The sequence below is a fragment of the Marinitoga sp. 1155 genome (assembly GCF_001021175.1).
GTDB lineage: Bacteria > Thermotogota > Thermotogae > Petrotogales > Petrotogaceae > Marinitoga.
This window is the reverse complement of record NZ_AZAX01000018.1, coordinates 19,692-40,467: the sequence shown is the minus strand read 5'-3', so window position 1 is coordinate 40,467 and position 20,776 is coordinate 19,692. Positions and strand designations below refer to the sequence as shown.

Below are 20,776 nucleotides of genomic sequence, written 5' to 3'. Positions count from 1 at the left end.
GTAGTAATTAAATTTTTACAATGATATAAAAATATGATATAATATAAAAAAGAAATAATATTAAATTAAGAAAGGGGTGAAAAAATGAAAATAAAAACAAAAATATCTATAATGGTAATTTTAGGTATTATTATTTTTTCGATTATTGGATTTTTTGTTATTAAAGAAACGAGAGGTTTAAAACTTCAATGGGAAGATTATGTAAATACAGTAACTAAAAGGCAGGATCTCCTTTCGGATATTAAAGAACAATTTGGATATGGTGGAGGTATACATTTATTCAAAAATTATGTTTTAAGAGGGGATGAAAAATATATAACAAGATTTTTTGATCGAGAAGAAAAAGTGATGAAAGATTTTGAAATGTATAAAAATATTCCAGATGTTACTCAGGAAGAGATAAAATATCTTAAAGTAATTGAAGAAACTTTTAAATTATATGGTGAAAATATAAAATTAGCTGCCGAATTGAAAAAACAGGGTCTAAGCATATCAGAAATAGATAAAAAAATAAAAATAGATGATGGCCCGGCTTTAAATGCGTTTGATGAACTGGAAAAAATCAATACACAATTGACAAAAATAAAAACAGAGAATTTTGATGGTTCTATATTATTCCTTGAAATGATAATAATTGGAATATCGATAATAATAATTTTAGCATTGATATTGCTGTATATTTTTATTTCAAAATTAATGAACCCATTGTATAGTGTCAGGAATAAATTGGGTGAATTATCAGAAAATGGTGGGGATTTAGTTTCTAAACTTGAGTATTCTAAGAATGATGAAATAGGTGAAATATCAAAATTCTTTAATATATTTATTGATTCATTCAGACAATCATTAAAGGATTTCTTTAATAGATTTAGAAATAATATATCACAATTTAACTCAATAAACCGTGAATTAAAGAATTTTGATGATAATTTTGAAAAAGCCCTTAATTCTTTAAAAAATAATATTGAGTCTTTAAATAATATAACAAGTTATGTTGAACAACAAAATGCAAGTACTTATGAAATATCAGATAATATTCAAAGTTTAGCCAATACAGCTGTGGAATTAAGTGGAATTGCTCATAATATCAATGAAGTTGCTAATAATGGTAAAGTTGGTCTTGATAGGGTTAATGAAACTATGGGAAATATTACAGAAAACATGATACCAATTGTTAATAAAGTAAAGTCAGTAGCTGAAAAAGCTGAAATCATAAATGATGTAGTTGAAACTATAACTAATATTTCTGAACAGACAAATCTATTGGCGTTAAATGCTGCAATAGAAGCTGCAAGAGCAGGTGAAGCAGGAAAGGGTTTTGCTGTTGTCGCTGATGAAATTAGAAAGTTAGCAGAGGAAAGTAGAAAAGCTGCTGAAAGTATAAGAGAAAATCTTGGAGAGGTTATGACTGGTGTAAATGAAACATCAGAAATGGTTATGGATATGTCTGAAAATATAAAAGGTGTTTCTTCTGTAAACAAAGAAACAGCAGATCAATTATATGAACTTATAGATTCTGTTGAAAAAATTTCTAATTATTCAGATAATTTAGCTGCAAGTGCTCAGGAACAGGGTGCAGCAGTTGAGGAATTAACAGCATCGTCACAAAATATTACAGAACTTGTAAATGCTCTAAAAGAAGATATGAAAGAAGTAATCGAAGAGCAGATTTATATAAAAGATAGAAATACAGAGTTGTTAAATATAGTAGAAAAAGAATCATTTGAATTAATAAAAACAGTAGATATATTTTCATCGTTTAAATTATTTACAAAACAGGATTTAATAGAAGAATTAAAAAAGGCAAAAGAGTCACATACAGATTGGGTGAAAAGATTTGAGGAATCAACAAATGAAAATTTAAGATTATTATCAGAAAGTAGTTCTGATAAGTGTGGTTTTGGTATTTTGATAAGGGTTATATCTCAAAATCTTCCAGATGAATTAAAATCAATATGGAGAGATATTTTAAAATTGCACAAAGATTTGCATGAATATGCAAATAGTTTTGAGTATAAAAATAAAGAAAAGAATATCGCTCTGCTTGATGAAGTAAAGGAAACATCACAAAGTTTAAAAACACTTCTTGATAAAGCTATCAATATATTGAATAAATAACCGTGGATTATTTATAAAATTATCTCTTGACAAAGAATGTAACATGTGTTAAAATTACTGCAAATGAATTTGAGGTGATGTTGTATGTTAATGAAAAAATTATTTCAAGATTATAATTTAAATAGCTATTATTATTGGTATGGAAATGGCATCCACTGTGATGGCCTCCATACCTCTTTTGTTATACCTATTTGAGGAATGAAGGCTAAATAAAAAAGGTGGATGCTTTATAGCATCCACTTTTTTTTATATTTTTTTGTCTTATTTTCTAAAAAAATATTATTGTAATAAATATTATGGAGGTGGTATTATGAAAAAATTTTTTGTAGTATGGGTATTGTTATTATCTTTAGTTAGTTTTTCTATTACAGTTGGAATTACACAGATTATTGACCATCCAGCATTAAACCAGGTTCAAAAAGCTATTATAAAAACTATCAAAGAAGAAAATCCAAATGTGGAAATTATTATTCAAAATGCTCAAGGTTCTTTTCAAAATGCAGTATCTATTGCACAAGAATTTAATAATACTGCAGATATAATAGTTGCAATCACTACACCCAGTGCTCAAGCAGCAGCAAATGTTATTAAAGATAAGCCTTTAATTTTTTCTGCTGTTACAGATCCAATTAGTGCGGGTTTAATAAAAAATTTTGGTAAAAACAATGGAAATATAGTTGGTTTAAGTGATCTATTACCTGTACATATTCATTTATCAATTCTAAAAAAGTTGATTCCAAATGCAAAAAATATAGGAATAATTTTTAATCCTGGTGAAACTAACTCAAAAACACTTTTAAACCTTTCAAAAAAATTTGCAAAAGATTTAAAACTAAATATAGTAGAGATTCCTGGAACCACTTCTTCTGAAATGATAAATTCTTTGAATTCAAAAATAAATGATATAGATGCTGTTTATATATTTACAGATAATTTATTGGCTTCATCAATAGAAAGTATTGGAAAAATATTAAATGAGAATAAAATTCCATCTATTTCAGGAGATATAGAATTAGCAAAAGCTGCTAAAAGTATTGTGGGTTTTGGATTTGACTATTATTCTTTGGGGAAAGAAACTGGAAAAATGGTAAATTTGATTATAAAAGGTTCAAAACCATCTGATTTAGAATCAAAAACTATGGATATGAATGCTTTAATCTTGTTTATAAATTTAAAATCAGCAAATAATTTAAATATAGATATTCCTGATTCTTTATTAGAAAAAGCTGATGAAGTAGTGAGGTGAAACAATGATTCAGATATTAGAACAAGCTCTTATTTTATCAATACTCTCGTTAGGTGTATATATTACATTTAAAATTATAGATACCCCGGATTTGACTGTAGATGGTTCATATGTTTTAGGTGGTTCTGTCGCTGTTTCTTTAATGTATATCGGGATACCATGGGGATTATCTATATTTATTGGGTCATTTGCCGGAGGACTATCTGGAATATTAACAGGAATAATACATGCAAAAACAAAAATAAATCCTTTATTGGCGAGTATTCTTGTTATGACAATGTTATATTCAATAAATATTAGAATTATGGATGGTCCTAATTTGCCAATACCAAAAATTCAAAAAGAAAGTTCAGTTTCGTTATCAGGAACAAAATTAGATGAAATGTTTGAAATGAATAATACAACTATATCTTTAGGAAAAGAAAATAAATCTTTTACAAAAAATTTTTTAGAAACAAATACATTTATAAAATTACTGATATTTTCCATGTCTTCATATTTTTTGTTATTTTTATTTTTAAAAACAGAATTAGGACTTTCACTAAGGGCTTTTGGTTCTAATAAATATGGAATAATTTCATTTGGTATAAAACCAGAATTTTTAAGTATTTTAGGATTGTTTTTAGGTAATTTTTTTGCAGGATTAAGTGGTTCTTTATTTTCAATGTATGCCGGATTTTCAGATGTAAATATGGGACAAGGAATGCTTGTAACAGGACTTGCAACAGTTATTTTAGGAGAAATTATTTTAGGAAAGAAAGAATATTTTTATAAATTACCAGCTCCTTTTTTCGGAGCAATTATATACAGTATTATTATAACCATGGTTATTAAATATGGATATAAGATAGGTTTTAAATCAAGCGATTTAAAATTAACTACTGTACTTTTTATAATTGGTGTTATTCTTTCAAGAAGATTGGAGGTAACAAAATGGTTGAACTTAAAGAAATTACAGTTATCTACAACCACAATCAGGTAAATGAAAAAATTGCTTTAAAAAATTTAAATTTGAAAATTGAAAAGGGTGATTTTATCTCTATTATAGGTTCAAATGGAGCAGGAAAATCAACTTTGTTTAAGGTATTATCAGGTACGATAAAACCTTTTTCCGGAGAGTATTTTCTTGATGGAGAAAGTATGAACAAAATATCTTCGCATCTTCTGGCAAAAAGAATAAGTATTGTGTATCAGAACCCAGAAATGGGAGTTTTTCCAGATTTAACAATAAAAGAGAATTTAATTCTTGGATCTAAAAAAGGGTTTAGAGGTTTAAAATTTGGAAAAATGCCTTCTCTGGATTTATTAAAGAGTTTAAATATGAAATTAGAAAATAGATTGAATACAAAAGTTAGAGAATTATCTGGTGGTCAAAAACAGGCTTTAGCATTGATTTTAGCTGTATTATCAAATCCTAAAATCTTATTACTTGATGAACATACAGCAGCTTTAGATCCTGATTCAACAGAAATTATAATGAATCTAACAAAACAAATTAATGAAAAATTAGGAATTACAATTCTTATGATTACACATGATTTAAATATAGCTCAAAAATTTGGACAAAAAGTATTAAAAATGGAAGAAGGCAAGCTTGTTGAAAAAATTTTAAATGTTGCATAAATTAATAGACCGTCTAAAAAGTCTCAAATGAAACGAAGGCTCGAAGATTGCCCTTAACACACCTACGGTGGGTTATTGGATTAAAAAATTAGATTTTAATAAAAAAACTTTTGAGCTATCGCTCGCTTACAGCGGGTAATTGGAAAAAATAATTTTTATTATATAATTATAAATCCTTTTCCCTTAGATTTTTTATACCTAAAAAATCTAAGCGTAAATGAAAGCCGTCAAAATTACATGGATGTAATGCCGCGAAACAATACACGATGTATTGTTTGAGCGACGGCTGAGAATGAATAATTTTAAGGATAATCGCTGTCTGAGTGAATTTGACTTTTTAGACAGTCTTTAAATTAAAACAAATTGAGGTGGAATGCCTCAATTTGTTGTTTCCAATGAAAAATCAATATATTTTACTTCTGTTGTTAATTTTCCCATTGAAATTATGTCAATATTATCATCAACATATTCAAGATAATTATCTTCACTAATTCCACCAGAAACTTCTATAATTATTTGCGGATATCTTTCTTTTAATTCTCGGGCAAGAATTTTTGCATTTTTTGAATCAAAATTATCAAGCATAATAATGTCTACGCCAGATTTTACTGCAAGAAATGCATCATCTTTACTTTCAACTTCTATCTCTATTTTTTTTGTAAAAGATTTATATTTTTTCACAGCACTTATGGCATTTTCCACACCGCCATATAATTTTATATGGTTATCCTTTATCATTATACTTTCTGATAAACTCCATCGATGAGTGTCGCCACCACCATGTAACACAGCAATTTTTTCAAGGTTTCCCAGTCCTGGAAATACTTTTCTTGTAGCAGCAAGTTTTGTTTTTCCATTAATCTTACTAACTAATTTATTTGTTTTTGTTGCAATAGCACTCATTAAAGAAAGTATGTTTAACATTGTTCTTTCAACCGTTAAAATATTATAAGCATTCCCACTTATTTTACCTATAATTCCACTTTTAACAAAATTACCATCTTTAAAATAAAACTCTGTTTTTATTTTATATTCTTTTAATAACTTTTCTATTATTTCTATTCCAGATAATACAACATTTGAGTTTTTTAAAATTATTGTTCCTCTTGCTTCTTTTCTTTTTAATTCATATGAAGCAATGTCAAAAAATGGATTATCTTTTTCTATCCATTCTTTTAATAGATTTATTTCATATTCAAACATATAATCACTCCATTATTTTAAACATGTTTAGAATTGGAATTTTTGCCTTTTCTATAATTTCTTGTGGTAAGGTTATTTCATGTTCTTCATTCAATAAAGAAAGATATACATTTTTCAGGTTATTTTTCTTCATATTATTACATATTGCTAATTCTTTTAATGGATAGAATTTTTTATTTTTAAATGTTTTTTGCAACTTATGAATCATTCCAACTTCTGTTCCAATTATAAACTCATTGGATCCATCTGTTTCTGGAAATTTCATCATCTGACCTGTACTACCCACATATTCACATAAATCTCTCACTTCTTTAGGCGACTCTGGATGTATTATTATTTTTGCGTTTGGATACTTTTCTTTTACTATTTTTACATCTTCTGTTGAAAATCTATTATGTACATAACAATATCCAGTCCCACCAGGAATTGGAATAATTTTTTTCCCAGTTTTTTCTGCGACATATGAACCAAGATTTTTATCTGGACCAAATAATATTGTATCTGCATCTATTTTTTTTACCACATCAACGGCATTGGCTGATGTACATGTGTAATCAGCAAGTGCTTTACATTCTGCAGTGCTGTTTACATATAATACAACAGGAGCGTTTGAAAATCTTTTTTTGTATTCTTTTATTATTTCTGGTGTTAGAGAATTTGCCATTGGACATGTGGATCCTGTTGTTGGAACTATTATCTTTTTTTCTGGGTTTAATATTTTCAATGTTTCTGCCATGAAATCCACACCAAGAAATAGTATTTTATCGTTTTCTATTTCTGTTGCAAGTTTTGCAAGTTGTAATGAATCCCCTGTTATATCTGCTAAATCCTGTAATTCATCAATTTGATAATTATGGGCTAATATTGTATAATCCTTTTTCTTTTTTAACTCTTTTATTTTTTTTATTAAAAAATCTTTTTCAACAACTGTTTCTGTTATCATTTTTATCCTCCTATTTTGAATTTTGAGTGAATGTTTTTCAATAATCCAACTATAGATAATGGTGCCAGATAACTGGTTTTTGGATTTTTTGATGGATAATTTTCAAATTTAAATGTATAATTTCCAACCTTTGATTTTATTTCTATTGAATGTACATTTCTTTCAATAAAAGGATCTGCTATAATTTTAACTTTTACCTTTTCAAAATTTTTTATTGCCAATGCCAGCGTAACAGCAACATTTATATTTTTAGGGAATCTTTCAATAGCTTCTATTGAATTACCTTCAAAAATTATTTTTTCTTTTTTAATATCAATCCCAAGACTTTTTGGTGTTTTTCGTGTTATTAATGTGATTGTATTTATTTTATCGCTTATGGTTCTTATTAGATCAATTCCACCGATTGCTCCAGATACAACATAAACATTAATATTTTTGTTATTTAATTTTTTCACAAAATTATATCTAAAAATTTTATCTGCAAAAGCGCCTGTACTTAAGACAATTAAATTTTTATTCATATCAAGGAGTTTTAGTCCATAATTCTTTAATGCTTCAACAGATGCTACTTCTATAATATAATCAACATCAGTAGTTTCTAAGTTTTTAATATCTAAATATTCGATTTCATTATGTATTTCTTTTAGTTTTTCAAATTGCTTGAAATTTTTATCATATACATAAACCTTTTCGAAATTCAATTCATCCAGAATAATTTTTGCAGAATTTCCCGCTCCTAAAAGAAATACTTTCAAAATATCGCCTCCATGTCTTTATTATACTTTATTATAAAGACTGTCTAAAAAGTCTAAAATGAAATGAAGGCTCGAAGATTGCCTTAAAATTATGAATGAAAGCCGTCAAAAAAACAGGACGTTTTTTTGAGTGAAGCTTTTTCATGGATGAAAAATCTGAGCGACGGCTGAGAATGAATAATTTTAAGGATAAGCAATCGAGCTGCCTGAGTGAATTTGACTTTTTGGACACCTTTTACTTTATTATACAATAACTGTAAATTTTTGTCAATAGAAAAAAATTTCGTAATGAATAATAAACAAATTTATAAATATGTTATAATATTTATATACTTATAAAAATTAAGGGAAGTGATAAAATTTATAATAAAAAATTACTAACCACATATATATTATATATAATGCTATTTTTCACAATAATATTTCCAAAAACATTACTTGTTCTGGGTGGTGGAGGTGCAGCAGGAGCTTATGAAATTGGAGTTTTAAAATATATTATTGAAAATAACATTAAAATAGATGGAATATATGGAGTTTCAGCAGGTGCGTTGAATGGTGCAGGTTTTGTTATGGGAAAATTGGATAAAGTTGAAGAATTATGGAAAAATATAAGCTCAGAAGATGTTTTTGATCTCGATATAAATGATCATAGTAAAAAATTAAAGCCTTTTATTTTTGACCCTTCTCCTCTTTATACTTTTTTAAATACGATAATATCTGAAGAATTAATATTAAATTCAAGATATGATTATGGGATACTAACATTTAATATAACCGATTTTAAACCTGTTTTTGTCAGAAAGAATGAAATGAAAGGAAGAATGGTAGATTATATATTCGCTAGTGCAAGTTATCCGTTATTTGGAGCAATTGAAATAGAAGGAAAGAAATATACAGATGGTGGTGTGTTTTCAAATGTATATCCGGCATTATTGGCAGAGAAATATGGATATGATAAAGTAATAGGCGTATTTCCAGTAATAGATAACCCAACAGATTGGTTATTAATTACATTTTTATTAACAAAGAAAAATGTAATCATAATAAGACCTTCAGATTCAGTTCCATTTCCTTTGAATTTTTCAGGTGAGTATTCCAAAAAATTAATAGATTTGGGTTATAAAGATTCCGAAAATAAATTAAAGAGATGGAAATGATTATTTCCATCTCTTTTTAATATCTTCCACTAATTTTTGTGCTGTAGGTGTAGTCGCAATTCCACCATTTCCCGTTTCTCTTAAATCTTCATGCATCATCTTTCCAACCCTATACATTGCATCTACAACTTCATCAAATGGTATGACACTTTCTATCCCAGCTAATGCCATTTCAGCTGTAGTAATTGCTACGTTAGCTGCTGATGCATTTCTTTTTACACACGGAATTTCAACAAACCCACCTACAGGATCACAAACAAGTCCCATTAATGATTTTAGTGCTAATGATGCAGCGTGGCCACATTTTTCAGCATCTTTTGAAAAATAATAGGTTAAAGCAGCAGATGCCATTGCCGCTGCTGTTCCAATTTCAGCCTGACACCCGCCAGCAGCACCGGAAATTGTAGATTTTTTAGCAATAATATTACCTATTGCACCACTAATTATAAATGATGAAACTATGTCTTCCATTTTGGCATTGTGAACTTTTTTTAAGGCAAATAATATTGCAGGAACAACTCCGCATGAACCTGCTGTTGGACATGCTACTATTCTTCCCATCGATGCATTGTTTTCTGCTGTTGATAATGCAGTTATAGTTGCTACATAATTAAATTCTCCCAATATTTTTGGATTGTGATTTATCAATTTAGATGCATTATTTCCTGTTAATCCCGTCAAACTTTCATGTTTTTTTCCATAATTTTTTTCTGCTTCTGTTATCATAACTTCAACTAATCTTTTCATGTTATTTTTTATTATAACAGGATCCATGCCTGTTTCGACCATTTCTTCAGTTAAAATTATTTCATCAAATGGAATATTAGTTTCTTTCCACATTTCCAGAATATGTTTAAATGTCACTATTATCACTTCCAACATAAAAATATTTAATGACACATTCTAAATTTTCCAGCTCATTAAAATTGGTTGGTTTCTCGTCAAGTTCTAATATGGTTAAAGCACGTCCTTCCAGAATATTCGTTCTTTTTAAATAAAGATTGGCAACATTAACTTGTATTAATTTTAAAATATTTTCTAACGCACCTTTCACATCTTTATTAACAATTATTAATGTATTATAATCTCCTGATAAATCGCAATCAACACCGTTTATTTTTGTTATTTTAATAGAACCTCCGCCAATTGAACTTCCCTGAACTTCATTCATTTTATCTCCTTTTTTCATTCTAATTAATAATGTATTTGGATGAACATCCCCTAAATCTGCTTCTATAAATTTATATTTTAAATTTTTTCTTTTGGCAAGGTCATATGCGTTTTTTATTTCATAGTCATACTCTCTTAATCCTAAAATGCCGGCAATTAATGCTCTATCTGTACCATGACCCAGATATGTTTTTGAAAAGGATCCATGTAAAAAAAACTCAACATTATCGGGTTTTTCACCAAACAATTTATAAGCAAATCGGGCTATTTTTAATGCTCCTAGTGTATGAGAACTCGATGGACCAACCATTACCGGACCAACAACATCCAACATAGACATAAAATCACCTCAAAAATTAATAGTTTCTATATTATTATACCATGTTAAGAATAAAAATGCTCAATTATCAATACATAAAAGAAATCTCCCTTTATCGGGAGATTTTGTTATCAAGCTTTAATAGATTTGGTAATAATATTAATGTAAATAAGGAAGCACTTAGCATGCCAACCCACATTATAATTGATAAGTATGTATGGAATGTGAATGGTGAAGCATTCAATACTGAAAGTCCAAAAGCCAGGCCAAGAGCGTTTGCCATAATAGGTTTCTGTACAACATCAAATGTTTTTTCAATAGGATTTTCTACCTTATTTTTATAGTATCTATATGTTCCTATCATATGTATAGCGTAATCCACACCGACACCTATTGTTATATTCGCCATTAAAGCACTTTGAATATTTAAAGGAATTTTCAATAATGCCATTGTTCCAAATTCAACGATCAAAGCACCCATTAATGGTAAAATTGCAAAAAATGATGTTTTTAATTTTCTAATCATGAAAAATACGGAAATAAATACCAGAAATACACTTAAAAATATGCTTTTAACCTGACTGGTCAATACTGTTGTATTCATTTCATCAAAGACATATCCCATTCCAGTAACGTTTATATTTTTAAATATTTTTTTCTCTTTGAGCTTATTTATAGTATTTTTTACCATTTTTAAAGTATTTTCTGAATTATCTTTTGTTATTATAATACCTAAATAACTTTTCCCTTTTGTGAGGTCAAATAAAGGAATTGATGGGTTATTTTTTACAGCATTTTTTATTATTAAAATTTGTATGGGATTTGGGTATGTTTTAAATTTAAAGAATTCTTTTCCCATTATTTCAAGAAAATCCTGGGGGTAATTAAATTCATTTATTGTATTTGATAGACTTTTCTCTAAAGTTTTCATCTCTTTATAATAAATCTTATCAAGTGGTTCTTTTGTTGTTTCAAAATCTACCATTATAGGTATATTAAAATCAAAAATATTTTTCAACTTTTCATAGTCTTTTCTTACTTTGGTATAGTTTTTAAACATGGAGATTTGATCAAATTTGATATTTATAGTTGGAATGAGCAAAGCAAAAAATAATATAATGATTATAAATACAAAAATACCTTTTTTATTCCATAATTTTTTTGTAAAATCAACGTTAAACATATGTGTTCTTTTTCTTTTTAATTCCACATTACCAGAAATAATTAAAGGTAAAATATATAAGGTTGCAATTCCAGCAAAACCTATACCAAATGAAGACCATATCCCCATTTCTTTCATCATATTGGAATTAATAAATATCATTGATATAAAACCTATAATTGTTGTTATTGTTGTCATAATCATAGCAATTCCAGTGCTTCGTAATGTTTCTATTATTGATAGTCTTTTATTTAACCCATTTTCTCTATATTCTATAAAATGTGTTAAAAAATGCATACCATCAGCACTACCCATTATTATTGTAAATATTGGAACTAAAATTGTGGATATTCCCACTTCCTTTCCAGACCATCCCATTAATCCCATTGTCCATAGAGCACCCAAACCTGCTGGAATTATAGAAAAAAAAGCAACCTTTTTTGAACCCAATTGCATTGAGAATATAAATAACATAACAATAAATGCAAAGGGTGGCAGGAATATAACCATGTTAAATAAATAATCAAAGAGTTTTTTTGTAAAAAAAAGTGTACCTGCACTATAATATGTCACATCTTTTAATTTTTTTTCAATCTCATCCACAACTTTAAAATCTTCACTTTTTAATGGTATAGTCAATAATGTATAATATATATTATTTTTCACTTTTAAAAATTTTTCTTTAAATAATGTTATCTGATTTAATCTATTTAAAAAAGAAATATTTATATCATCAGCATTTTTAATGTTATAACCAGGTAATGACTGTGGAAATAAACTCGATATAAAATTAACACCATTTATTTTTTCAATATCTCTTTGAAGTTGCCAGATTTTTTTATATGTTTTTATATCTTCAAGTGGATTTTTTTCAATTTCTAGCATTACAATTAATTGATCGGATAGATCGTATTTTTTCTCTATTAGATCATAACTTTTTATATAATTTGAGTCTGTAGGTAAAAATGTTTTCATATCTACATTTATTTTTATGTGAAACAAGCCAATTAAGGCAATTAAATTGATAATCCCCAGCAAAAATAGTAGTTTTTTCTTATTTTTGAGCAAAAGATCAACATACTTTTCCATTATTCCATCTCCTCTTCAAATTTTTTCAAAACACCATATAAATATATATCTGCTATATAATCGGGATATATTTTATAAAAATCATCATCTATTTTAGTTTCTACAATTTGAGGAATTAAATCTTTTAATAAAAAATGTGAAAAAATCATACCACTTAAAGCTGGACCAATGATATCATATCGTATATTTTTATTCTCCTTTTTAAATTTATCCTGTAGTACTTTTTTGAAAATTATATTTTTAAGTTTTTTTGTTCGCAAATTCAAAAGTTCATTTTCACTTTCTGGAATATAAATCATTATAATTTTAAACAATTTTTCATTTTCCCTTAAAGCCTGAATTAAAGATTTTATTGCAAGACGTAATCTCTTTTCAAAATCTTTTTCTATTATATGTTCATTTTCAAGCAGTTCGTTCATTCGAGAAAAAAATACTTCTATAATTTCTTTTAAGATCCCTTTTTTTGATCCAAAATGATAATTAATCATGGATATACTTACATTTGCTTTTTTGGCAATTTCTCTAACTCCTGTGGCTTCAAATCCCTTTTTAGAAAATAAATCTACAGCACTTTTAAAAATTCTTTCTTTAATGCTTTCGATATAATCACCCCCAATCGAACGTTCGTTCGATTTTATTATACTCTTTTTTTTTATTTTTGTCAAATTATTAGGAAGATACAAGAATGTATTCTCATGAAAAAATGAAAAATATGCGAATTAAGGCATATATTTGTAAGGAAACCAATAATAAAAAAACCCCAGGAAAATTCCTGGAGTTTTTTTATTATGAGAACGTAACATTATGATTTTTTGTTGGTTTAACCAGCATTAACGTTTAAGCATTTTCACCTAAATATTCTTTAACTCTTTTTGTCAATCTTGCTTTTTTTCTATTTGCGTTATTTCTATGTATAACACCTTTTTTAGCAGCTTTGTCTATAACAGAGAAAGCATTGCTTAACAATTCATTTAAAACTTCTTTTTCCTGCTTTTCTTCAATAGCTAATAATACCTTTTTGATAGAGTTTTTAACTCTTGTTTTATAACTTTTGTTTCTCAATCTTCTTTTAGCTGTTTGTCTTACTCTTTTTTTAGCAGATTTTACATTTGGCACGTTAAAATTCCTCCTTTATATTATTTTATTATTATAATTATAATCCAAATGCAGTTTTTAATTCATTAACTTTATCGGTTTTTTCCCATGGAAATTCTACATCATTTCTTCCAAAATGTCCATAAGCAGCGGTCTTTTTATACATTGGCTTTAATAAATCTAAATTTTTAATAATAGCACCAGGTCTAAAATCAAACATTTCAGTTACAACGTTGTATAATCTTTCTTCATCAACTTTAGCAGTTCCTTTGGTATCAATTAAGATAGAAACAGGTTTTGCTACACCAATAGCATAACCTAATTGAATCATAACTTCATCAGCTAATCCAGCAGCTACTATATTTTTTGCAACATATCGAGCCATATAATGAGCGGATCTATCAACTTTTGTTGGATCTTTACCAGAGAATGCTCCTCCTCCATGTGGTACCCAACCACCATATGTATCGACTATTATTTTTCTTCCTGTTAAACCGGTATCAGCATGAGGACCGCCTAATACAAATCTTCCAGTTGGATTAACCAGAATTCTTGTATTTTTTGTCAATAAATTTTCTGGAATAATAGGTTTTATTACATGTTCAATTAATGCTTCTCTTATTTCTTCTATAGTAACATCTGGTTCATGTTGTGTAGAAATTAATACAGTCTCAACTTCAATAGGTTTACCATTTTCATCATATTCTACAGTAACCTGTGTTTTTCCGTCAGGTCTTAAAAATTTCAATGTACCATTTTTTCTAACTTCTGATAATCTGTATGCCAGTTTATGAGCTAAAACTATAGGTAATGGCATTAATTCTGGAGTTTCATTTGTAGCATAACCAAACATAATTCCCTGATCTCCAGCACCTAATTTTTCATAGGGGTCTTCATCCTTCATTTCTCCAGTTTTAGCTTCTAATGCTTTATCTACACCCATAGCAATATCCGGTGATTGTTCATCAATTGAAACTAAAACAGCAGATGTTTCACCGTCAAAACCATATTTTGCTCGTGTATATCCAATTTCTAAAATTGTTTGTCTTACAATTTTGGGTATATCAACATATGCTTTTGTCGAAATTTCTCCAGCTACCATTGCAACACCAGTTGTTACTAATGTTTCAACAGCAACTCTTGAAAATGGATCTTTTTCTAATAAAGCATCTAATATTGCGTCTGAAATTTGGTCAGCAACTTTATCTGGGTGTCCTTCAGTAACACTTTCACTTGTGAAAAGTCTTTTTTTCAATTTTCTTCCTCCTTTTAATTTTTGATTATATTATAATTTAATCGATATCCAGATTACTATTATACCAAAAATATACATCAATAGACTTATATAAAATTAATTTTAAAATAAAATCTATTGTATTTTAAGTTACATTTCTTTTACTAATACTAATTTATAAACCTTTACACTTCCCCATATATCTTCAAGAATTAATTCAGCAGGATTTCTATCTTTTAATGTAAATGCAATTTCATTCCATCTATTTACTTTAATAGGAGTTATGAACGATGATGAGTATAACTTAAGCCAGTATGTAAAAATATTTGAACCATATCCAAAAACAGTATTGGCAGAATACATTTCATCTGCTCTTATAGCATCAAATTCAATTTCATAAACAAGCTCATCGTTTACGCGTAGGGAAATTTTTCTTGGAATAATTTTCGTATTATTTCCAATTTTTTCATCAGCTTTTACTTCTAATTTTGGAAGAGTAGCAAATGGAATTTCAGTAATTTGATCTTCAAGTAATTTAAATGTTCTATTATTTGACCTGATTTCAAGAGCTTCTAATTTTCTTGGTCTCATTTCAATATAATCAACAAATTCTAAAGCGTCTCTAACAATTTCAATTTCTTCATTTCCAGATTTTCTGAGTTCTCTAACTTCAAAATGCACATGTGGAACTTCTGCTTCTCCAGATTTTCCTGAATAAGCAATTTCTTCACCTTTTGATACTCTAATTTCATCCTCAGGAAATTTAACTTCTGCAAAAGTATTTCCAACCTCGCTGATTACAGAATTAGCAATTTCAGATAGTATACCTTTAAACGAATTTAAATGTGCATAAACAGTTATTAAATCATAATCTGGATGATATAGAAAAATAGTATTTCCATAAACTTTGTGGTTTAACCATATCTTATATACATAACCGTCAGCAGCTGCATTTACAGGATATCCAATTCTTGAAAATGATGAAAAATCAATACCAAGGTGAAAATGAGGTTTATCCCCAGTATCTCTATATTCTCCAAAAGATGAAGTAAGATATGAATCTTTTACTGGTGGTAAAAATCTTTGTGAAAAAGATAAAATGAAACTAAAAAGAATAATCAAAATAATAAATAATTTTTTCATAACATACCTCCTAAATATATACTCAACTATCCAGAAGAAAAATCTTCTGGATAAAATTGATTATTCTATTATTATAAATTAAGCTTATTGTCCACTATTATCTTGCTGGAATAACCTTACATATTTCATTGGCACAATCATTTTTATCGCATGTTTATATACAAGTGATTGCTGTCCTTTTTTTTCCAGTAATATGGTAAAATTATCAAAGGATTTTATAAAACCAGTTGTTTGAAATCCGCCTTCAAAGTAAATTTTACATTCAATTTTATTTGTTCTCAACAAATTTAAAAATCTTTCTTGTAAATTAAATTTTTCAGCCATTTTAACTCCCCCTTTAAGATGAATTTTAATTAATTATAAATTTAAAAAAATCAAATCTCTAATTTTCTTTATCGCATATTTTTCTTCTGATAAATTTATCCATACTGCATTATCATATCCTCTAAAATATATAATCTGCCGTCTGGCATAACGTCTTGTATTTCTTTTTATAAGATGTATCATTTTATCATAATCATATTTCCCCTCAATATATTCTAATACTTCTTTATATCCAATAGTATTCAAAGAATTTAAGTTTTTGTTATATCCCATGTCAATTAGTTTTTTTACTTCATCAATTAATCCATTTTTTATCATTAATTCAACTCTTAAATTTATTCTTTCATGAAGCTCTTTTCTATCTCTATCCAGTATAATTATATTAAATTCATAGGGGGAATGTGCTTTGTGATTTTTTATTAATTCAGACATTCTTTTTCCAGATATAATATATATTTCTAAAGCTCTGATACTTCGTTTTAAATCATTTTGATGTATTCTTAAATAACTTTCAGGATCAACATCTTTTAATATTTCTCTTATGATTCCTGGTTGTTTTGCCTCTAATTTTCTTAAATAACTTCTCAATGTTAACGAAGACGGTGATTCAAAAAAACCTTTATATATAGAATCGAAATATAGCCCAGTTCCACCTGATATTATTGGAATTTTTCCTCTATTTAAAATATCTTTAATACTCTTTAAAGCGTCTAATCTATACATATATGCATTATAATATTGATTCGGTTCTATAAAATCAATTAAATGATGTTTTATTTTTTCCTGTTCATATTTTGTAGGTTTGGCTGTGCCGATATCCATATATTTATATATCTGTCTTGAATCACATGATACAACTTCAAAATCATCTCCAAATTCTGTGAGAATTCCAGTTTTTCCAACTGCGGTAGGACCTAATATTACAGGTATTTTCATTTTAGATAAATCACCCCGTAAAATACACCTGAATTTTTGCTCCCATCAATTTTATCAAATTTATATTTATTCCATATAGAATCCTTCACATGAGCTTTTATAATAACTTTACTTTTTGCAACTCTTTTCATTTCTTCGATGTCTGAAGGTTCTAATGTTTCATAAACAGCAAACTTTCTCAATGGATTTAGCGCAGAAGATTCAAATACAGGGTTTTCAAACATTGGATCACAATATATAATATCATAACTTTTATCCTTTTGATTCCTTATAAAGTGTTTATAATTATCATTTATTACTTCAATTTTATTTGAAGCTTCTTTTAACCATTTTATTTTATATGGATAATAATTTATACTTTCTTTAACAACAAAATATATAGGGAATGAACCTTCAAGACCTATTAATTTTCCATTGTCTAATTGAGAAGCAATTAATAAAGCTTCACTACCAAGACCAAAAGTTAAATCTAAAATAATTTCATTTCCTTTTAATTCTAAATTATTCAGTAAATAATCTTTTTTATCTGAAACAAAATTTTTCATTCTTATTTTTACAATAGAAGGGTGAAAGAAAAATTCAAAATCCCCTTTTTTAACCTTAACGGTTAGATTTTTTTCCACTACAAAGAATATATTATCGGTTTTTAAATGTCTTCTATTTTTATATATTAAACCATATTCTTTAGCGAGTTGTTTGGCTCGCTGTAGTTGTTCCTTCGATGGTTTGTGGGACGTAGTTATAATTAATTTTTCCATTTTCTATTGTCACACCCTTTTCTTCTAATAATTTTTTAATCATATCTCTTTCTTTTTCTATTTCATAAAGACGTTTTTGTAAATGTTCAAATTCATTGCGAGTTTTTTTATATTCATTAACTAATTCATTATAAATGAATAGCATACGAATCATTTGAATACTGAAATATATTATAACAAATATAATAGAAAATATTATTATAACTTTTATAAAATTAATATTCTTTCTTTTTTTCTTTTTTTTTCCAACAATGATTTTTTTTCTTTCCATGTTTATCCTTTCAATCCTGAGCGTGCTATTCCTGCCACAAAATATTTTTGCATGAAAATAAACAATATAATTATCGGTATTACAGAGAATGTTGAAGCAGCCATTAATAGATTATATAATGTACCAGATTCTGTTGTGAATGTTTGTAATCCTACAGCTAAGGTGCGCATTTCTGGAGATTTGGTAACGATTAATACCCATAAGAATGCATTCCAGCTTCCTACAAATTTTAATAAAGCACCTGTAATTAATGCAGGTTTACTTAAAGGAACCATAACAGTCCATAAGAATCGCCAGCTTGAACTTCCATCTATTTTAGCAGCATCCCATAAATCATTTGGAATTGTCAAAAACTGCTGTCTTAATAAAAATATAGCAAATACACTGACTATCCACGGTATTATTAATGCATAATAAGTATCAAGCCATCTAAATTTACTTATTGTTATAAAGTTTGGAACAAGCATAACTTCCCCTGGAACCATCATTGTTGCTAAAAATAATGTGAATAAAATATTTTTACCCCAGAATTCAAGTTTAGCAAACGCAAAAGCAGCCATTGCTGCAATAATAATTTCAAAAATAGTTGTAGATGTTGCCATGAATAAGGTATTTATATAATATTTTGAAAAAGGTGCAGCGTTCCATGCATCAACATAATTTTGAAAAACATTTGCAAAGATTTCTGTTGGTGTAAAATTAGCTTTCATTGTTGGTATATCATCAAGAAACCATACAGCATATAAATCTTTATAATATATTTCAATAGTAGAATAGTTTCTATAGTAAACTTTATCAATAAAAGAAGGCGCATTAGTTAAGTTAACTATGGAAATCGAATCCGAATAAACCTTATTGAATTTTTCAAGGATTTTATTATAGTCATTTCTGATGCTAGACAGTTTTAATAATTTTGATTTATCGATATTTTTTTCATTTATAAAGTCAAGATCAAAAGTATTTAAATAGTTATTGATATTATCAACATTTACATTATTTATTTTAGAAAGACTTCTGATTATCATCAATGCTCGCGATAAATCTTCTGAATTAATATTTAAAATAGATAATGCTTGGTCATTAAAGTCGTGTTCTAAATTTAATACAAAGTTATCTTTAATTTTTAATATATCGATATTTTTATCTATTTCATTTTTTAATTCATCTGGTATATCTGATGATTCAAGTTTTTTAAGGAAATTAGCTTTCATTATTTCTTTAGTTGGAACCTTGAATTGTATTGTTAAGTCATTAGAAGTATATTTTTGAACATCATTAAATTTATTTTCAAAAAATGCTTTAAATTTCAAAGAATTTTTGTTATAGATTATTGAATTATAAATATTTTTTTCCAGTAATCTATTGACATTTCTTAAATACATATCAGTGAATGATACAAAATCGATAGAATTTAATTTTTCAATTATATGAGCGATTTCATCATTTGAAATTATTCCGGTACCTTTTGAATATTTTTCTATTAAAGCAGATACGTCGGATAAACTGTTTTTTAATTTTAAAAGATAATTTTTTAACTCATCTTTTTTTCTTAATTTTTCATTTTTTATTACTGAGTTATCAGTATCTTTAACTCTGAGATATGGGACTCTATTTAAAGAAATCTTTAAAAATTTATCAATGTAATTGATAGAATTTTTAATTTCTTTATCCATAGATTTTAATATTTGAGATTTTTTAAATAATCCATTTGAGGATGAATATAAGCCAAAATAAAAATTCTCAAAACTTTGTGGATTTTCTTCTAATAGATTTATTTTATTGGATAATTCTTTTATTAAAGGAAATTTAGCATTATATTCCTTTATTTCTTTAATTAAAGTATTGATGTTTTCATTATCAGCATAATTAATTTTTGTAAAAGTTAAGGTAACTAAACCTCTTTTTATTGGATCATCTTCAACGATAAAAACCTTTTTATACGGATTATATATATCCCCACTTTGAGAGGCTCTGAATTCAGCTAAACTAAGACTTCCCTGATTACCAAGTGTTGTTGAAGGTACATTTTTAATGTTTACTGAAATTTCAGATTTGAAATTTTTTGATGTCCATCTTGGTGGCCATTGTGCTATTTCGCTACCGGTTTTAAATGAAGTTACAACCATCCAGGCAAATGGCATTGCCATTACAATAGCTCCACCAATAACCAACAAATATACAATTAAAGTACCCATAGTATTAGCAAATTTATTCCAGGACATTATAAGAC

The 20,776-nt window shown here is 27.3% G+C and carries 20 protein-coding genes; 5 read left to right on the top strand and 15 right to left on the bottom strand.

Annotated elements, in window-relative coordinates:
* Positions 1-84 precede the first annotated feature (84 nt).
* The 4 genes from X274_RS06765 (at position 85) to X274_RS06750 (ending at position 4,987) form a co-directional block, all read left to right on the top strand.
* Complete coding sequence (locus tag X274_RS06765; RefSeq protein ID WP_047266060.1) at positions 85-2,118, top strand: methyl-accepting chemotaxis protein; 2,034 nt, start codon at positions 85-87, stop codon at positions 2,116-2,118.
* 310 nt (positions 2,119-2,428) lie between these two features.
* Positions 2,429-3,364 (top strand): ABC transporter substrate-binding protein, encoded by a 936-nt coding sequence (locus tag X274_RS06760; RefSeq protein ID WP_047266059.1) that lies wholly within the window; start codon positions 2,429-2,431, stop codon positions 3,362-3,364.
* A gap of 4 nt (positions 3,365-3,368) precedes the next feature.
* Positions 3,369-4,346, top strand: coding sequence for an ABC transporter permease (locus tag X274_RS06755; protein ID WP_052913224.1), 978 nt, complete (start codon positions 3,369-3,371; stop codon positions 4,344-4,346).
* On the top strand, positions 4,298-4,987 hold the full coding sequence (locus tag X274_RS06750) for an ABC transporter ATP-binding protein (RefSeq protein ID WP_047266058.1): 690 nt from the start codon (positions 4,298-4,300) through the stop codon (positions 4,985-4,987). The genes X274_RS06755 and X274_RS06750 overlap by 49 nt, the downstream gene beginning before the upstream one ends.
* A 378-nt stretch (positions 4,988-5,365) precedes the next feature.
* Here the strand turns inward: X274_RS06750 and nadC are convergent, their stop codons facing one another.
* The 3 genes from nadC to nadX are packed head-to-tail and all read right to left on the bottom strand — an operon-like array spanning position 5,366 to position 7,888.
* A complete protein-coding gene (gene nadC / locus X274_RS06745) occupies positions 5,366-6,190 on the bottom strand; it encodes a carboxylating nicotinate-nucleotide diphosphorylase (protein ID WP_047266057.1) in 825 nt (274 codons plus the stop codon).
* Positions 6,191-6,194: 4 nt separating this feature from the next.
* Complete coding sequence (gene nadA / locus X274_RS06740; protein ID WP_047266056.1) at positions 6,195-7,133, bottom strand: quinolinate synthase NadA; 939 nt, start codon at positions 7,131-7,133, stop codon at positions 6,195-6,197.
* Between the two features lie 2 nt (positions 7,134-7,135).
* A complete protein-coding gene (gene nadX, locus X274_RS06735; protein ID WP_047266055.1) occupies positions 7,136-7,888 on the bottom strand; it encodes an aspartate dehydrogenase in 753 nt (250 codons plus the stop codon).
* 401 nt (positions 7,889-8,289) lie between these two features.
* Here nadX and X274_RS06730 point away from each other — a divergent pair, with 401 nt between their 5' ends.
* Positions 8,290-9,045 (top strand): patatin-like phospholipase family protein, encoded by a 756-nt coding sequence (locus tag X274_RS06730; protein ID WP_047266054.1) that lies wholly within the window; start codon positions 8,290-8,292, stop codon positions 9,043-9,045.
* Here X274_RS06730 and sdaAA read toward each other — a convergent pair whose 3' ends face one another.
* The 12 genes from sdaAA to X274_RS11780 form a co-directional block, all read right to left on the bottom strand.
* The gene (gene sdaAA, locus X274_RS06725; protein WP_217683671.1) at positions 9,046-9,927 is read right to left on the bottom strand and encodes an L-serine ammonia-lyase, iron-sulfur-dependent, subunit alpha; all 882 of its coding nucleotides are present in this window, start codon (positions 9,925-9,927) and stop codon (positions 9,046-9,048) included.
* Entirely contained in the window at positions 9,899-10,555 is a 657-nt protein-coding gene (gene sdaAB / locus X274_RS06720; protein ID WP_047266052.1) for an L-serine ammonia-lyase, iron-sulfur-dependent subunit beta, read from the bottom strand. The genes sdaAA and sdaAB overlap by 29 nt, the downstream gene beginning before the upstream one ends.
* A gap of 91 nt (positions 10,556-10,646) precedes the next feature.
* Entirely contained in the window at positions 10,647-12,785 is a 2,139-nt protein-coding gene (locus X274_RS06715) for an efflux RND transporter permease subunit (protein ID WP_047266051.1), read from the bottom strand.
* Positions 12,785-13,450, bottom strand: a complete 666-nt coding sequence (locus X274_RS11600) for a TetR/AcrR family transcriptional regulator (protein ID WP_175420051.1) — start codon at positions 13,448-13,450, stop codon at positions 12,785-12,787. The genes X274_RS06715 and X274_RS11600 overlap by 1 nt, the downstream gene beginning before the upstream one ends.
* A 172-nt stretch (positions 13,451-13,622) precedes the next feature.
* The gene (gene rpsT / locus X274_RS06705; protein WP_047266050.1) at positions 13,623-13,901 is read right to left on the bottom strand and encodes a 30S ribosomal protein S20; all 279 of its coding nucleotides are present in this window, start codon (positions 13,899-13,901) and stop codon (positions 13,623-13,625) included.
* Between the two features lie 37 nt (positions 13,902-13,938).
* Positions 13,939-15,135, bottom strand: coding sequence for a methionine adenosyltransferase (metK, locus tag X274_RS06700; RefSeq protein ID WP_047266049.1), 1,197 nt, complete (start codon positions 15,133-15,135; stop codon positions 13,939-13,941).
* A gap of 129 nt (positions 15,136-15,264) precedes the next feature.
* Positions 15,265-16,257, bottom strand: coding sequence for a M23 family metallopeptidase (locus X274_RS06695; protein WP_047266048.1), 993 nt, complete (start codon positions 16,255-16,257; stop codon positions 15,265-15,267).
* Between the two features lie 84 nt (positions 16,258-16,341).
* Positions 16,342-16,581 carry an RNA chaperone Hfq gene (gene hfq / locus X274_RS06690; RefSeq protein WP_047266047.1) on the bottom strand — a complete coding sequence of 80 codons (240 nt, stop codon included), beginning with the start codon at positions 16,579-16,581 and terminating at the stop codon, positions 16,342-16,344.
* A gap of 33 nt (positions 16,582-16,614) precedes the next feature.
* Positions 16,615-17,517 (bottom strand): tRNA (adenosine(37)-N6)-dimethylallyltransferase MiaA, encoded by a 903-nt coding sequence (miaA, locus tag X274_RS06685; RefSeq protein ID WP_047266046.1) that lies wholly within the window; start codon positions 17,515-17,517, stop codon positions 16,615-16,617.
* Positions 17,514-18,275, bottom strand: a complete 762-nt coding sequence (locus tag X274_RS06680) for a class I SAM-dependent methyltransferase (protein WP_047266045.1) — start codon at positions 18,273-18,275, stop codon at positions 17,514-17,516. Before X274_RS06680 ends, miaA begins: the two co-directional genes overlap by 4 nt.
* On the bottom strand, positions 18,202-18,546 hold the full coding sequence (locus X274_RS06675) for a hypothetical protein (protein ID WP_047266044.1): 345 nt from the start codon (positions 18,544-18,546) through the stop codon (positions 18,202-18,204). Before X274_RS06675 ends, X274_RS06680 begins: the two co-directional genes overlap by 74 nt.
* A gap of 2 nt (positions 18,547-18,548) precedes the next feature.
* Positions 18,549-20,768: a carbohydrate ABC transporter permease gene (locus tag X274_RS11780; RefSeq protein ID WP_084822668.1), complete on the bottom strand. Its 2,220-nt coding sequence runs from the start codon at positions 20,766-20,768 to the stop codon at positions 18,549-18,551.
* Positions 20,769-20,776: the final 8 nt, after the last annotated feature.